A 19,031-nucleotide genomic window follows, 5' to 3' on the forward strand; every position below is an offset into this window, starting at 1 on the left:
CAATAAATATTAAAATGAATATAAAATCAAAACTACATATAGCCCAGCAGGAAGTTTATTATGGGCAGTTGATGGATCCAAAAAATCCATTATACAATATTGGAGGTTATACGATCTTTAAGGGATCTTTCAATACCTCGCAGTTTAAGCATGTAATAGAAGGGCTATCTAAGGTTTTTGATGTTTTTAATATTAGGTTTGATTTTACAGAAAATGAACCGTCATTTTGTTTAAAGGATTTTCAAGAAAAAGTTACGATTGATGAATTGGATTTTTCGTCAGAAATTGAGCCGAGAGTAGCAGCTAAAGAATGGATGCAAGCTCAGTTCAATATTCCTTTTGATTTAAATCAGGAAAAATTATATATTTATACACTAATAAAAATAGCAGAAGATGAGTTTTGGTGGTTTGTTTGTTTTCATCACTTAATAACTGATGGATTTGGTTTTGCTGTAAAAGTAAATTATGTAATAGGTGAATATGAAAATTTAATAAGGGGAGGTGAAAAATCTGAAGTTGTGTATCCATCTTATTTGGACGCTACAAAAAAAAGTTTTGATTATCTTCTATCTGAGCAATATCACAAAGATGTAATTTATTGGAATGAAAAATATAGTTCAATCCCTAATTCTTTACTAAACGATAAAAGGCAAAAAAAAGAATTAGGCGGTAATAGGATCTCAATTCTTATTTCGAAGGAAGATCGAGAATTATTTAATCGTTTATCCCTAGACACAAAGGCAAATATTTCTCAATTTACAATTGCGGCATTACTATTATATTTAGGAAAAACAACAGATAAGGAAACTTTTAGTTTAGGAATTCCTGTTCATAATAGAAGCGGGAGAAATGAACGAAAGACATTAGGAATGTTTGCGGGAATACTTCCTTATAAAGGTAAATATGTTGGAGAGCAGATTCTGTCGGATGTAATTTCTGAAATACAACAAACACAACGCAATGATTATAAACATCGATTGTATCCTATTTCATATTTAAACAGATCTCTTAAATTATTGTCAGAAAGTAGATGGCAACTATTTGATATTGTTGTAAATTATGAACCTCTTCCTTTTCCAAAATCCTTATCTCCAAATCTTCACATTGAGATAAAACATTTGGCAAGTACTTTAGTAGAATATCCGTTGTCTATTAGATGGTCAGATTATGGAGAAGATTCTCCTTTGGAATTAAATGTTGATTATCAGAGAGGGTATTTTGAAAAGAATGAAGTAGAGATGTTAATAAAAAGATTGCTTTATATTATAAGGCAATTTGAATTTGGATTAAACAAGCCAATTGAAGATATTTCGATTATTCCAATTGAGGAAGAAAAACAACTATTGCATCTATTCAATGATACGGCAGTTGCTTATCCAAAAGATAAGACTGTAGTTGATTTGTTTGAAGAGCAAGTGAAGAAGACCCCTGATGCTATAGCTGTTGTTTATGAAGGAGAAGCATTAAGTTATAAGGAGTTAAATGAGAAGTCGAATCAACTGGGTCATTATTTAATAGAACAGGGAGTTGAGCCTGATACTTTGGTAGGTATTTGTTTGGAGCGTAGTCTGGAGATGCTTATAGGTATCTTGGGTATTTTAAAATCAGGGGGTGCTTATGTGCCTGTTGATCCTGATTATCCGTCGGATCGTATTGGTTATATGCTAGATGATGCCGGCATCAAACTGGTATTAAGTATGGAAGATAACCATAAGATTCTGGCAGATTATAAGGATATTGATGTTTTACTATTGGATAAAGATTGGGCGAAGATCTCTGTTAATCCTACAACGGCTCTAAACGTTGCATTATCACCAAGTCATCTGGCTTATGTAATTTATACCTCGGGTAGTACAGGTAGACCTAAGGGAGTTATGAATGAACATGGAGGTATCCTAAATCGACTACTGTGGGGGCAATCACATTATAAATTAAACTCTGAAGATACCATTCTTCAAAAGACATCCTTTAGTTTTGATGTTTCTGTGTGGGAATTATTGTGGTCTGTTACTTGCGGTGCTAAGTTAGTTTTTGCAAAACCTGAAGGTCATAAGGATGCTATTTATCTGAAAAGAATAATTGAAGAGTATAGTATCACTACCATCCATTTTGTTCCTTCGATGTTAAGCATTTTCTTAGGGACTATAAACCAAGGGGACTGTAGTTCTTTAAAATTGGTTATATGTAGTGGAGAAGCCTTACAATTGGACCAGATTGATATGTTTAAGGAGAAATTCAATCGGGTACGTTTAGACAATTTATATGGTCCTACTGAGGCGGCTATTGAAGTAAGTTCGTGGGAAGTTCCATTGGAAGGTTTCTTGGCGGGTGTTTTAATTGGTCAGCCAGTTGCTAATACGAGTTTATATATTGTAGATGATAGTCATCAACTTTTACCCATTGGAGTTATTGGGGAGCTATGTATTGGAGGAATTCAGGTTGCCCGTGGTTATCTGAATCAGGAAGAGTTAACCCGAGAGAAGTTTATAGAGAATCCATTTAAAGAGGGCGATAGAATTTATAAGACCGGAGATTTAGCACGTTGGCTCCCTGATGGTAATCTGGAGTTTATTGGCAGAAAGGATAATCAGGTTAAAATCCGTGGTTATCGAATAGAGCTTGGTGAAATCGAGAATGCTCTCTTATCAGTGTCAGGAATCATTCATTGTTGTGTATTGGCCAAAGAGGATTCAAATGATACCAAACGTTTGGTTGGTTATGTTGTTGTTGAAGGTAAGCTGGACAGGGCTGCTTTGCAGGAACAGTTGAAATTAAGTTTACCGGAGTATATGGTTCCGATGATTTGGGTTGAGTTGGCAGAGCTGCCGTTGACGTCAAACGGAAAGCTGGACAGAAAAGCTTTGCCGGATCCTGACAGTTCAGATTTGTCTACGAAAGAATATGTTGCTCCACGGACAGAGACAGAACAACAATTGGCTCAAATTTGGGAGAATTTGTTGGGAGTAGAGAAGGTTGGAGTTCATGATAACTTTTTTGAATTGGGAGGCCATAGTTTACTGGCTACCCGATTGGTATCGATTATTCGTAAAAAGCTTTCCATAGAAATATCTATCAGGGAAGTCTTTGAGTATACTACTATCTCAGCTTTAGCGGTACATGTATCGATTCAATCAGAGGGAGTGTTACTACCGACTATTGCTGTTCAGGAAAAAGAAGATCGGATTCCTTTGTCTTTCAGTCAGGAGCGACTTTGGTTTTTGGATCAGTTACAGGGTAGTTTAGAATATCACATGCCTATTGCACTTCGTTTGGAAGGGGTGTTAGACGCATCAATATTAGAACAAACGCTTCAAAGTATTGTATCTCGTCATGAGGTTTTACGTACTATTCTGTTATCAGAAGATGGTATAGGGTATCAGGAAGTCATAAGTGAAAAGGAGTGGATCCTTGATCAGGTTGTAATAAGTGATAGATCATTATTTGAAAATATCCTTCAGGATTATCTGATGGCTCCTTTTGATCTGTCAGCAGATTATAAGTTACGAGCATGTTTGTATGATTTAGGAGATCAAAAATATATATTGGCCTGTGTGCTGCATCATATTGCCAGTGATGGCTGGTCAGAGGGTATCTTGGTAAATGAGTTTATGGAGCTTTACAGCGCGCTTCAATCGGGAAGAGCGGCTGTTTTGCCTGAGCTTTCTTTGCAATATTCAGATTATGCGATCTGGCAGCGAAAATACTTGGAAGGAGCTGTTTTGGACTCTCAGTTATCGTATTGGGAAGAGAAGTTAGAGGGAGTAGGTACTTTATCATTGCCAACAGATTATGCTCGTCCATCGATTCAAAGCACAGCAGGATCGAATGTTTCTTTAACTCTTGATAAGAATCTTAGTGATTCTTTAAATGCCTTGTGTCAGGCAGAAGGTGTTACATTATTTATGTTGATGTTGTCAGCCTTTAAGGTATTATTGTCGCGTTATAGTGGTCAGGATGATATTTGTGTTGGAACGCCTATTGCGAATCGTACCCAATCAGAGCTAGAGGGCATGATAGGCTTTTTTGTCAATACACTGGCACTTCGCAGTGATCTGAGTGGTAATCCAGACTTTAGGGAACTTTTAAAAAGAGTAAAAGAAACTACACTTGGTAGTTATGATCATCAATTGGCTCCATTTGAGAAAGTAGTAGACCGTGTGGTCACTACCCGTGATATGAGCATGAGTCCATTGTTTCAGGTGATGTTTGTATTGCAGAACACATCTGAAGGATCTGAAGGTCTAGTTTTGCAGGATGTTGAGATTTCAAACTATGAGTTTGATATAGTCAACTCAAAGTTCGATCTGACATTGAATATTTCTGAAACTAATAACGGTATTGGATTAGATATTGTGTATTGTGCAGACTTGTTTGATAAGGCTACCATTGATCGTATGCTTTTGCACTATAAAGAATTACTACTTAGCATTGTAATTGATATCGACCAGCCAGTAGGCAGTTTGTCGATGTTGACAAAAGAGGAAGAATACCAACTATTGCATTTATTCAATGATACAACGGTTGCTTATCCAAAAGATAAAACGATAGTTGATTTGTTTGAAGAACAGGTGAAGAAGACTCCTGATGCTATAGCTGTTGTTTATGAAGGAGAAACATTAAGTTATAGGGAGTTAAATGAGAAGTCGAATCAACTGGGGCATTATTTAATAGAACAGGGAGTTGAGCCTGATACTTTGGTAGGTATTTGTCTGGAGCGTAGTCTGGAGATGCTTATAGGTATCTTGGGTATTTTAAAATCAGGGGGTGCTTATGTGCCTGTTGATCCTGATTACCCGTCGGATCGTATTGGTTATATGCTTGTTGATGCCGGTATTAAACTGGTATTAAGTATGGAAGATAACCATAAGATTCTGGCAGATTATAAGGATATTGATGTTTTACTATTGGATAAAGATTGGGCGAAGATCTCTGTTAATCCTACAACAGCACTAAACGTTGCATTATCACCAAGTCATCTGGCTTATGTAATTTATACCTCAGGAAGTACAGGCAAGCCAAAAGGAGTAATGATTGAGCATACAAATGTTATAAATCTAATTACTTCTCAGATTAACAAATTTAATATTGATTCAAGTGATATTGTTTTACAGTTTTCAAATTTCATATTTGATGCTTCAGTTGAACAGATTTTTATAGGATTATCTAGTGGTAGTAAATTGATTTTTATAAATAAAGAAAAAAATCTTTATACAGAAAATTTACTTGATTTTATTGATAATCAAAAAATAACACATTTTCATACTACTCCAAGTATGTTAAGTACTTTGAGTGTAAGGACAGATTTACAATCTTTGAAAAGGATTGTTGTCGGAGGAGAGATTTGTAATAAAGATTTAATAGTAAAGTGGAATAAGGGATATGAATTTTATAATGAGTACGGACCAACAGAAACAACAGTAACGTCTACCCTATCTTTTTATGATAGGTATATTATTGATATTAAAGAAATCGGTATTGGAACTCCTATAAACAATACTCAGATCTATATTTTAGATTCACAAATGAGCTTATTACCTATTGGTGTAGTTGGTGAGCTATGTGTAAGTGGAGCAGGGGTTGCCCGTGGTTATCTGAATCAGGAAGAGTTAACCCGAGAGAAGTTTATAGAGAATCCATTTAAAGAAGGCGATAGAATTTATAAGACGGGAGATTTAGCACGTTGGCTCCCTGATGGTAATCTGGAGTTTATTGGCAGAAAGGATAATCAGGTTAAAATCCGTGGTTATCGAATAGAGCTTGGTGAAATCGAGAATGTATTGTCATCGGTACGTGGAATCAGCCAGTGCTGCGTATTGGCTAAAGAGGATTCAAATGATACCAAACGTTTGGTTGGTTATGTTGTTGTTGAAGGTAAGCTGGATAGGGCTGCTTTGCAGGAACAGTTGAAATTAAGTTTACCGGAGTATATGGTTCCGATGATCTGGGTTGAGTTGGCAGAGCTGCCGTTGACATCAAACGGAAAGCTGGATAAGAAAGCTTTGCCGGATCCTGACAGTTCAGATTTGTCTACGAAAGAATATGTTGCTCCACGGACAGAGACAGAGCACCAATTGGTTCAAATCTGGGAGAATTTGTTGGGAGTAGAGAAGGTTGGAGTTCATGATAACTTTTTTGAGTTGGGGGGGCATAGTCTACTGGCTACCCGATTGGTATCGATTATTCGTAAAAAGCTTTCCATAGAAATATCTATCAGGGAAGTCTTTGAGTATACTACTATCTCAGCTTTAGCGGTACATGTATCGATTCAATCAGAGGGAGTGTTACTACCGACTATTGCTGTTCAGGAAAAAGAAGATCGGATTCCTTTGTCTTTCAGTCAGGAGCGACTTTGGTTTTTGGATCAGTTACAGGGTAGTTTAGAATATCACATGCCTATTGCACTTCGTTTGGAAGGGGTGTTAGACGCATCGATATTAGAACAAACGCTTCAAAGTATTGTATCTCGTCATGAGGTTTTACGTACTATTCTGTTATCAGAAGATGGTATAGGGTATCAGGAAGTCATAAGTGAAAAGGAGTGGATCCTTGATCAGGTTGTAATAAGTGATAGATCATTATTTGAAAATATCCTTCAGGATTATCTGATGGCTCCTTTTGATCTGTCAGCAGATTATAAGTTACGAGCATGTTTGTATGATTTAGGAGATCAAAAATATATATTGGCCTGTGTGCTGCATCATATTGCCAGTGATGGCTGGTCAGAGGGTATCTTGGTAAATGAGTTTATGGAGCTTTACAGCGCGCTTCAATCGGGAAGAGCGGCTGTTTTGCCTGAGCTTTCTTTGCAATATTCAGATTATGCGATCTGGCAGCGAAAATACTTGGAAGGAGCTGTTTTGGACTCTCAGTTATCGTATTGGGAAGAGAAGTTAGAGGGAGTAGGTACTTTATCATTGCCCACAGATTATGCTCGTCCATCGATTCAAAGCACAGCAGGATCGAATGTTTCTTTAACCCTTGATAAGAATCTTAGTGATTCTTTAAATGCCTTGTGTCAGGCAGAAGGTGTTACATTATTTATGTTGATGTTGTCAGCCTTTAAGGTATTATTGTCGCGTTATAGTGGTCAGGATGATATTTGTGTTGGAACTCCTATTGCGAATCGTACCCAATCAGAGTTAGAGGGCATGATAGGCTTTTTTGTCAATACACTGGCACTTCGCAGTGATCTGAGTGGTAATCCAGACTTTAGGGAACTTTTAAAAAGAGTAAAAGAAACTACACTTGGTAGTTATGATCATCAATTGGCTCCATTTGAGAAAGTAGTAGACCGTGTGGTCACTACCCGTGATATGAGCATGAGTCCATTGTTTCAGGTGATGTTTGTATTGCAGAACACATCTGAAGGATCTGAAGGTCTAGTTTTACAGGATGTTGAGATTTCAAACTATGAGTTTGATATAGTCAACTCAAAGTTCGATCTGACATTGAATATTTCTGAAACTAATAGCGGTATTGGATTAGATATTGTGTATTGTGCAGACTTGTTTGATAAGGCTACCATTGATCGTATGCTTTTGCACTATAAAGAATTACTACTTAGCATTGTAATTGATATCGACCAGCCAGTAGGCAGTTTGTCGATGTTGACAAAAGAGGAAGAATACCAACTATTGCATTTATTTAATGATACAACAGTTGCTTATCCAAAAGATAAAACGATAGTTGATTTGTTCGAAGAACAGGTGAAGAAGACTCCTGATGCTATAGCTGTTGTTTATGAAGGAGAAACATTAAGTTATAGGGAGTTAAATGAGAAGTCGAATCAACTGGGGCATTATTTAATAGAACAGGGAGTTGAGCCTGATACTTTGGTAGGTATTTGTCTGGAGCGTAGTCTGGAGATGCTTATAGGTATCTTGGGTATTTTAAAATCAGGGGGTGCTTATGTGCCTGTTGATCCTGATTACCCGTCGGATCGTATTGGTTATATGCTTGTTGATGCCGGTATTAAACTGGTATTAAGTATGGAAGATAACCATAAGATTCTGGCAGATTATAAGGATATTGATGTTTTACTATTGGATAAAGATTGGGCGAAGATCTCTGTTAATCCTACAACGGCTCTAAACGTTGCATTATCACCAAGTCATCTGGCTTATGTAATTTATACCTCAGGTAGTACAGGCAAGCCAAAAGGAGTAATGATTGAGCATACAAATGTTATAAATCTAATTACTTCTCAGATTAACAAATTTAATATTGATTCAAGTGATATTGTTTTACAGTTTTCAAATTTCATATTTGATGCTTCAGTTGAACAGATTTTTATAGGATTATCTAGTGGTAGTAAATTGATTTTTATAAATAAAGAAAAAAATCTTTATACAGAAAATTTACTTGATTTTATTGATAATCAAAAAATAACACATTTTCATACTACTCCAAGTATGTTAAGTACTTTGAGTGTAAGGACAGATTTACAATCTTTGAAAAGGATTGTTGTCGGAGGAGAGATTTGTAATAAAGATTTAATAGTAAAGTGGAATAAGGGATATGAATTTTATAATGAGTACGGACCAACAGAAACAACAGTAACGTCTACCCTATCTTTTTATGATAGGTATATTATTGATATTAAAGAAATCGGTATTGGAACTCCTATAAACAATACTCAGATCTATATTTTAGATTCACAAATGAGCTTATTACCTATTGGTGTAGTTGGTGAGCTATGTGTAAGTGGAGCAGGGGTTGCCCGTGGTTATCTGAATCAGGAGGAATTAACCCGAGAGAAGTTTATAGAGAATCCATTTAAAGAGGGCGATAGAATTTATAAGACCGGAGATTTAGCACGTTGGCTCCCTGATGGTAATCTGGAGTTTATTGGCAGAAAGGATAATCAGGTTAAAATCCGTGGTTATCGAATAGAGCTTGGTGAAATCGAGAATGTATTGTCATCGGTACGTGGAATCAGCCAGTGCTGTGTATTGGCTAAAGAGGATTCAAATGATACCAAACGTTTGGTTGGTTATGTTGTTGTTGAAGGTAAGCTGGACAGGGCCGCTTTGCAGGAACAGTTGAAATTAAGTTTGCCTGAGTATATGGTTCCGATGATCTGGGTTGAGTTGGCAGAGCTGCCGTTAACGTCAAATGGAAAGGTGGATAGGAAAGCTTTACCGGATCCTGATAGTTCAGATTTGTCTACGAAAGAATATGTGGCTCCAGTGACAGAGACAGAACAACAATTGGCTCAAATCTGGGAGAATTTGTTGGGAGTGGAGAAGGTTGGAGTTCATGATAACTTTTTTGAGTTGGGGGGGCATAGTTTACTGGCTACCCGATTGGTATCGATTATTCGTAAAGAGCTTTCCATAGAAATATCTATCAGGGAAGTCTTTGAATATACGACGATCGCAACGTTAAGTTTACATGTATCATCTCAATCAGTTGGGATATTACTACCTGCTGTTGTCGTAGAAGACCGCTCAGGACGGATACCTTTGTCTTTCAGTCAGGAGCGACTTTGGTTTTTGGATCAGTTAGAAGGCAGTGTTGCTTATCATATTCCTACTTTTCTTCATCTGGAAGGAGCATTAGATACATTGATATTAGAACAAACGCTTCAAAGTATTGTATCACGTCATGAGGTTTTGCGTACTATTCTGTTATCAGAAGATGGTATAGGGTATCAGGAAGTCATAAGTGAAAAGGAGTGGATCCTTGATCAGGTTGTAATAAGTGATAGATCATTATTTGAAAATATCCTTCAGGATTATCTGATGGCTCCTTTTGATCTGTCAGCAGATTATAAGTTACGAGCATGTTTGTATGATTTAGGAGATCAAAAATATATATTGGCCTGTGTGCTGCATCATATTGCCAGTGATGGCTGGTCAGAGGGTATCTTGGTAAATGAGTTTATGGAGCTTTACAGTGCGCTTCAATCGGGAAGAGCGGCTGTTTTGCCTGAGCTTTCTTTGCAATATTCAGATTATGCGATCTGGCAGCGAAAATATTTGGAAGGAGCTGTTTTGGACTCTCAGTTATCGTATTGGGAAGAGAAGTTAGAGGGAGTAGGTACTTTATCATTGCCCACAGATTATGCTCGTCCATCGATTCAAAGCACAGCAGGATCGAATGTTTCTTTAACTCTTGATAAGAATCTTAGTGATTCTTTAAATGCCTTGTGTCAGGCAGAAGGTGTTACATTATTTATGTTGATGTTGTCAGCCTTTAAGGTATTGTTGTCGCGTTATAGTGGTCAGGATGATATTTGTGTTGGAACTCCTATTGCGAATCGTACCCAATCAGAGTTAGAGGGCATGATAGGCTTTTTTGTCAATACACTGGCACTTCGCAGTGATTTGAGTGGTAATCCAGACTTTAGGGAACTTTTAAAAAGAGTAAAAGAAACTACACTTGGTAGTTATGATCATCAATTGGCTCCATTTGAGAAAGTAGTAGACCGTGTGGTCACTACCCGTGATATGAGCATGAGTCCATTGTTTCAGGTGATGTTTGTATTGCAGAACACATCTGAAGGATCTGAAGGTCTAGTTTTGCAGGATGTTGAGATTTCAAACTATGAGTTTGATATAGTCAACTCAAAGTTCGATCTGACATTGAATATTTCTGAAACTAATAGCGGTATTGGATTAGATATTGTGTATTGTGCAGACTTGTTTGATAAGGCTACCATTGATCGTATGCTTTTGCACTATAAAGAATTACTACTTAGCATTGTAATTGATATCGACCAGCCAGTAGGCAGTTTGTCGATGTTGACAAAAGAGGAAGAATACCAACTATTGCATTTATTTAATGATACAACAGTTGCTTATCCAAAAGATAAAACGATAGTTGATTTGTTTGAAGAACAGGTGAAGAAGACTCCTGATGCTATAGCTGTGGTTTATGAAGGAGAAACATTAAGTTATAGGGAGTTAAACGAGAAGTCGAATCAACTGGGACATTATCTGAGGGATTTACATAATATAGGTACAAATGATGTAGTGGCTGTTAGGTTGGGTAGATCAGAGTGGATGATAATTGCAATACTAGGGATAATGAAGGCAGGAGGAGCTTATCTACCTATTGATATTAATACTCCGAAAAATCGTGTAAATTACATTATAAAGGATAGTTGTTCTAAAGTTATTATTGATCAATTTGAAATAAATAAATTCATTAACGATAGTTATGCATATGACAAGAATAATCTTTTAGAAATAAACAGATGTAATAATTTAGCCTATCTAATGTATACTTCAGGAACAACTGGTATGCCAAAAGGAGTAATGATTGAACACAAATCCTTAGTAGATTATTTCTTCGGAATTACTGATACAACTAACATATCAGATTGCAGTAGTTTTGGGTTAATTTCTACTATTGCTGCTGACTTGGGAAATACCGTTATTTATGCTTCTCTTCTTACCGGAGGATCTCTTTATGTTTTTTCAGAAGAAGAAATTATAAATACGGATAAGTTAGCTAACTTAAATATAGATTGTTTAAAAATTGTACCTTCTCATTGGAAAGCTTTACAACAAAATGGAAAAATATTTGTGCCTAATAAATGTTTAATATTTGGTGGTGAGCAACTTACGATTGATATTGTCGCTATGATTGCTTCAAATAATGTTAGTTGTCAAGTTTACAATCATTATGGACCTACTGAGACAACAATTGGAAAACTAATTAAAAAAATCTCATTTCTTGAAGAATATGATAAGTCTATTCCATTAGGTATTCCATTTGGTAATACAAAAATTTTTGTACTGGATTCAAAAATGAACTTATTACCAATTGGAGTAGTTGGAGAGTTATGTATAGGAGGGTCAGGTGTCGCTCGTGGTTATCTGAACAAAGAAGAGTTAACCCGGGAGAAGTTTATAGAAAATCCATTTAAAGAGGGCGATAGAATTTATAAGACGGGAGATTTAGCGCGTTGGCTCCCTGATGGTACTATAGAATATATTGGAAGAAAAGATAATCAGGTTAAGATTCGTGGTTATCGAATAGAGCTTGGTGAAATCGAGAATGTATTGTCATCGGTACGTGGAATCAGCCAGTGCTGTGTATTGGCCAAAGAGGATTCAAATGATAACAAACGTTTGGTTGGTTATGTGGTTTCAGAAGGCAAGTTAGATAAGTCTTACTTGGAGGAGCAATTAAAATTAAGTTTACCCGAGTATATGGTTCCTATGATCTGGGTTGAGTTGGCAGAGATGCCGTTGACTTCAAATGGAAAGCTGGACAGGAAAGCCTTACCGGATGTTGATAGTTCTGATTTGTCCAGGAAGGAATATGTTGCTCCGCGCAGTGATACCGAAAAGCAGCTGGCAGAGATCTGGCAGAATTTGCTTGGCTTAGAGAAGGTGGGTGTTCATGATAATTTTTTTGAGTTAGGAGGCCATAGTTTATTGGCAGTTCAGTTAATTTCCCGTTTACAGAAACTAGGTTTTCATATTGGGGTAAAAGATATTTTTTCAGGGCCAACAATAGCTTTGATTAGTGATAAGTTATCTTCATTATCGTTGGTTTATAGTGTTCCTGTTAATGGTATTAGGGTTGATAGTGATTATATTACTCCATCGATGGTTCCTTTGATTGATTTTAATCAGAGTGATCTGGATGAATTAGTTGGAATGGTTACTGGAGGAGTTTCCAATATAGCGGATATATATCCTTTATCACCATTACAGGAAGGTATTTATTTTCATCATCTGATGAGTGATCCTAAAGTGGGAGACCCTTATGTTCTAGCTAGTTTACTATCATTTCCAGACAATGATAAGCGTAATTGTTTCATTGAGGCATTGCAATTTGTAGTGAACCGTCATGATGTTTTACGCACCTGTATATTAAGTTTTGGTTTACCTCAAGCAGTTCAGGTGGTATTGCGTGAAGCTCCTTTGTCATTAGAGCATTTGGTTTTGGATAATTCCCGTGCTATTTTATCACAATTAGATGTTCTGATAGCTCCTGGTAGTCATTGGATGGATATTTCAAAGGCACCATTATTGGAGTTGAAATCGGCTGATGATTCTGAAAATGGCTGTTATTATTTGATTGTATACCAACATCATTTGATAATGGACCATGTTGGTCTGGAGAAAATTGTATCGGAGGTTATGTTGTATTTATCGGGCAACCAAGAAAGTTTAGGTGTTCCTGTTTTGTACCGTGATTTTATAGGTCATACTTTACATGCGCAATCGGAGCATGACGCAGGTTCTTATTTTAGATCTTTGTTTGAAGGAATTGAAGAGCCTACCTATCCGTTTGATTTATCAAACATCCTTGGAGATGGTAAGGATATTGAAGAATCAGAAGCTTTGCTTTCAAAAGCTTTAAGTTCAGAATTGCGTGAAACGTGTTTGAGGCTGGGTATGACCCCAGCAGTATTGTTCCATGCTGCTTATGGCCTTGTAGTTGCCAGATGCAGTAATAAGGATTATGCTATTTTTGGTTCTTTGTTTTCAGGAAGACTTCAGGGTTCTTTAGGTGCTGCAGATTCATTAGGATTGTTTATCAATACCCTTCCGGTGTTAGTTGAATTAAAAGGCAGTGTGTTGGATTATCTTGATCAGGTCAAGGTATTGTTACGGGATTTATTGTCTTATGAGCAAACTCCTTTATCCCATATCCAGAATTGGAGTGGAATAAGCAATGATATGGCATTCTTCAGTGCATTGCTGAATTACCGTCATTCCTCACCTGTTTTATCACATGAAGATCATGTAAATGAATTTGATTCAGGGATTACAGTTCTGAGCAGTCATGAACGTACCAATTATCCTTTTACCTTAAGTGTAGATGATTATGGAGATGATTTTGGATTAAAGTCTCAGATTGATCAGAGTATTGGTTCTCAGAGGATAGTTGAGTATATGAAAGAGGCGCTTACGGAACTTCTGGAAGCAATAAAAAGCGAAGAATCAAGTGTAATGAGTCTGGTTATTTTACCAAAAGAAGAGCAGCACGAGTTATTGTATTCATTTAATGATACGGCAGTTGCTTATCCAAAAGATAAGACTGTAGTTGATTTGTTTGAAGAGCAAGTGAAGAAGACCCCTGATGCTATAGCTGTTGTTTATGAAGGAGAAGCATTAAGTTATAAGGAGTTAAATGAGAAGTCGAATCAACTGGGTCATTATTTAATAGAACAGGGAGTTGAGCCTGATACTTTGGTAGGTATTTGTTTGGAGCGTAGTCTGGAGATGCTTATAGGTATCTTGGGTATTTTAAAATCAGGGGGTGCTTATGTGCCTGTTGATCCTGATTACCCGTCGGATCGTATTGGTTATATGCTTGTTGATGCCGGTATTAAACTGGTATTAACTATGGAAGATAACCATAAGATTCTGGCAGATTATAAGGATATTGATGTTTTACTATTGGATAAAGATTGGGCGAAGATCTCTGTTAATCCTACAACGGCTCTAAACGTTGCATTATCACCAAGTCATCTGGCTTATGTAATTTATACCTCAGGTAGTACAGGTAAGCCAAAAGGAGTAATGAATGAGCACGGTGGTATCGTAAATCGATTGTTATGGACCCAATCACATTATAAATTAAACTCTGAAGACACGATTCTTCAAAAGACATCTTTTAGTTTTGATGTTTCTGTATGGGAATTATTATGGTCTGTCACGTGTGGTTCCAGATTGGTTTTTGCCAAGGCTGAAGGTCATAAGGATGCTATTTATCTGAAAAGAATAATTGAAGAGTATAGTATCACTACAATTCATTTTGTTCCTTCGATGTTGAATGTTTTTTTGAGTTTTATAGAACCGGGAGACTGTAGTTCTTTAGAACGTGTTCTATGTAGTGGCGAAGCTTTGCAATTGGACCAGATTGTTATGTTTAGGGAGAAATTCAGTCAAGTACGTTTAGACAATTTATATGGTCCTACTGAGGCAGCGATCGATGTAAGTTCATGGGAAGTACCATTGAAAGATTCCCTTTCAGGTGTTTTAATTGGTCAGCCTGTAGACAATACTAGTTTATATGTTGTGGATGATAGTCATCAACTTTTACCAATTGGAGTAGTTGGAGAGTTATGCATTGGAGGAATTCAGGTCGCTCGTGGTTATCTGAACAAAGAAGAGTTAACCCGGGAGAAGTTTATAGAAAATCCATTTAAAGAGGGCGATAGAATTTATAAGACGGGAGATTTAGCGCGTTGGCTCCCTGATGGTACTATAGAATATATTGGAAGAAAAGATAATCAGGTTAAGATTCGTGGTTATCGAATAGAGCTTGGTGAAATCGAGAATGTATTGTCATCGGTACGTGGAATCATCCAGTGCTGTGTATTGGCCAAAGAGGATTCAAATGATAACAAACGTTTGGTTGGTTATGTGGTTTCAGAAGGCAAGTTAGATAAGTCTTACTTGGAGGAGCAATTAAAATTAAGTTTACCCGAGTATATGGTTCCTATGATCTGGGTTGAGTTGGCAGAGATGCCGTTGACTTCAAATGGAAAGCTGGACAGGAAAGCCTTACCGGATGTTGATAGTTCTGATTTGTCCAGGAAGGAATATGTTGCTCCGCGCAGTGATACCGAAAAGCAGCTGGCAGAGATCTGGCAGAATTTGCTTGGCTTAGAGAAGGTGGGTGTTCATGATAATTTTTTTGAGTTAGGAGGCCATAGTTTATTGGCAGTTCAGTTAATTTCCCGTTTACAGAAACTAGGTTTTCATATTGGGGTAAAAGATATTTTTTCAGGGCCAACAATAGCTTTGATTAGTGATAAGTTATCTTCATTATCGTTGGTTTATAGTGTTCCTGTTAATGGTATTAGGGTTGATAGTGATTATATTACTCCATCGATGGTTCCTTTGATTGATTTTAATCAGAGTGATCTGGATGAATTAGTTGGAATGGTTGCTGGAGGAGTTTCCAATATAGCGGATATATATCCTTTATCACCATTACAGGAAGGTATTTATTTTCATCATCTGATGAGTGATCCTAAAGTGGGAGACCCTTATGTTCTAGCTAGTTTACTATCATTTCCAGACAATGATAAGCGTAATTGTTTCATTGAGGCATTGCAATTTGTAGTGAACCGTCATGATGTTTTACGCACCTGTATATTAAGTTTTGGTTTACCTCAAGCAGTTCAGGTGGTATTGCGTGAAGCTTCTTTGTCATTAGAGCATTTGGTTTTGGATAATTCCCGTGCTATTTTATCACAATTAGATGTTCTGATAGCTCCGGGTAGTCATTGGATGGATATTTCAAAGGCACCATTATTGGAGTTGAAATCGGCTGATGATTCTGAAAATGGCTGTTATTATTTGATTGTATACCAACATCATTTGATAATGGACCATGTTGGTCTGGAGAAAATTGTATCGGAGGTTATGTTGTATTTATCGGGCAACCAAGAAAGTTTAGGTGTTCCTGTTTTGTACCGTGATTTTATAGGTCATACTTTACATGCGCAATCGGAGCATGACGCAGGTTCTTATTTTAGATCTTTGTTTGAAGGAATTGAAGAGCCTACCTATCCGTTTGATTTATCAAACATCCTTGGAGATGGTAAGGATATTGAAGAATCAGAAGCTTTGCTTTCAAAAGCTTTAAGTTCAGAATTGCGTGAAACGTGTTTGAGGCTGGGTATGACCCCAGCAGTATTGTTCCATGCTGCTTATGGCCTTGTAGTTGCCAGATGCAGTAATAAGGATTATGCTATTTTTGGTTCTTTGTTTTCAGGAAGACTTCAGGGTTCTTTAGGTGCTGCAGATTCATTAGGATTGTTTATCAATACCCTTCCGGTGTTAGTTGAATTAAAAGGCAGTGTGTTGGATTATCTTGATCAGGTCAAGGTATTGTTACGGGATTTATTGTCTTATGAGCAAACTCCTTTATCCCATATCCAGAATGGAGTGGAATAAGCAATGATATGGCATTCTTCAGTGCATTGCTGAATTACCGTCATTCCTCACCTGTTTTATCACATGAAGATCATGTAAATGAATTTGATTCAGGGATTACAGTTCTGAGCAGTCATGAACGTACCAATTACCCTTTTACCTTAAGTGTAGATGATTATGGAGATGATTTTGGATTAAAGTCTCAGATTGATCAGAGTATTGGTTCTCAGAGGATAGTTGAGTATATGAAAGAGGCGCTTACGGAACTTCTGGAAGCAATAAAAAGCGAAGAATCAAGTGTAATGAGTCTGGTTATTTTACCAAAAGAAGAGCAGCACGAGTTATTGTATTCATTTAATGATACGGCAGTTGCTTATCCAAAAGATAAGACTGTAGTTGATTTGTTTGAAGAGCAAGTGAAGAAGACCCCTGATGCTATAGCTGTTGTTTATGAAGGAGAAGCATTAAGTTATAAGGAGTTAAATGAGAAGTCGAATCAACTGGGTCATTATTTAATAGAACAGGGAGTTGAGCCTGATACTTTGGTAGGTATTTGTTTGGAGCGTAGTCTGGAGATGCTTATAGGTATCTTGGGTATTTTAAAATCAGGGGGTGCTTATGTGCCTGTTGATCCTGATTATCCGTCGGATCGTATCGGTTATATGCTAGATGATGCCGGCATCAAACTGGTATTAAGTATGGAAGATAACCATAAGATTCTGGCAGATTATAAGGATATTGATGTTTTACTATTGGATAAAGATTGGGCGAAGATCTCTGTTAATCCTACAACGGCTCTAAACGTTGCATTATCACCAAGTCATCTGGCTTATGTAATTTATACCTCAGGTAGTACAGGTAAGCCAAAAGGAGTAATGATTGAGCATAGTAGTTTAGTGAATTATCTATTATATAGTATTGAATATTATGCAGTTGATGATAACTGTTTTAGTTTTCCGTTGTTCAGTTCATTATCATTTGATTTAACACAAACAAGTATCTATTTAACACTTTTGACAGGTGGTCAATTACATATTTATCAGGATAATAATGTTGAGGATGTATTAAATAATATAGTAGTAAATGACTCTATCACTTCAATTAAATTAACTCCGGCACATTTGTCATTTTTTAAGGGATTGGATGGTTCTAAATTAAAAAGGTTTATTATAGGAGGGGAGCAATTGACCCATTCCGATTTAAATAATTTAGATAAATTAAATCCTTTAGTGAAATTATTTAATGAGTATGGTCCAACTGAATCAACAATAGGTTGTAGTGTACTGGAAATCACAAATTATAGATTAATAAAAAATATAAATATAGGATCTCCTATATCCAATACAAGCATCTACATTATAAATGAAGAATTACAACTATTACCAATGGGTATAGTTGGCGAGCTATGTGTAAGTGGAGCAGGGGTTGCCCGTGGTTATTTGAATCAGGAAGAATTAACCCGAGAGAAGTTTATAGAGAATCCATTTAAAGAGGGCGATAGAATTTATAAGACCGGAGATTTAGCACGTTGGCTCCCTGATGGTAATCTGGAGTTTATTGGCAGAAAGGATAATCAGGTTAAAATTCGTGGTTATCGAATAGAGCTTGGTGAAATCGAGAATGTATTGTCATCGGTACGTGGAATCAGCCAGTGCTGTGTATTGGCCAAAGAGGATTCAAATGATAACAAACGTTTGGTTGGTTATGTTGTTGTTGAAGGTAAGCTAGACAGGGCTGCTTTACAGGAACAGTTGAAATTAAGTCTACCGGAGTATATGGTTCCTATGATTTGGGTTGAGTTGGAAGAGATGCCACTGACCTCAAACGGAAAGCTGGATAGGAAAGCCTTGCCGGATCCTGATAGTTCAGATTTGTCTACGAAAGAATATGTTGCTCCACGGACAGAGACAGAACAACAATTGGTTCAAATTTGGGAGAATTTGTTGGGAGTAGAAAAAGTAGGAGTTCATGATAACTTTTTTGAGTTGGGGGGTCATAGTCTACTGGCTACCCGATTGGTATCGATGATTCGTAAGGAATTATCGATAGAGATTTCAATTCGAAATGTTTTTAAATTTAATACTGTGGAAGAATTGTCATCCTATGTAGATTATAAGCTACGCAATCTTGAAAGTAATGAGACAAGCAACTATAGCATAAATATTAATATATAGT

General features: G+C 36.8%; 2 protein-coding genes. Both read left to right on the forward strand.

Annotated elements, in window-relative coordinates:
* Positions 1-14 precede the first annotated feature (14 nt).
* Positions 15-16,877: a non-ribosomal peptide synthetase gene (locus tag OGZ34_RS10470; protein WP_263362977.1), complete on the forward strand. Its 16,863-nt coding sequence runs from the start codon at positions 15-17 to the stop codon at positions 16,875-16,877.
* A gap of 8 nt (positions 16,878-16,885) precedes the next feature.
* Positions 16,886-19,030: a non-ribosomal peptide synthetase gene (locus OGZ34_RS10475; RefSeq protein WP_263362978.1), complete on the forward strand. Its 2,145-nt coding sequence runs from the start codon at positions 16,886-16,888 to the stop codon at positions 19,028-19,030.
* The last annotated feature ends 1 nt before the right edge of the window (position 19,031 follow it).

It is taken from the genome of Flavobacterium collinsii (assembly GCF_946903285.1).
Lineage (GTDB): Bacteria > Bacteroidota > Bacteroidia > Flavobacteriales > Flavobacteriaceae > Flavobacterium > Flavobacterium collinsii.

Bases quoted from the DNA above. Each gene is read 5' to 3' on its own strand.
- OGZ34_RS10470 (WP_263362977.1), top strand. From the start codon at position 15: ATGAATATAAAATCAAAACTACATATAGCCCAGCAGGAAGTTTATTAT.
- OGZ34_RS10475 (WP_263362978.1), top strand. From the start codon at position 16,886: ATGGCATTCTTCAGTGCATTGCTGAATTACCGTCATTCCTCACCTGTT.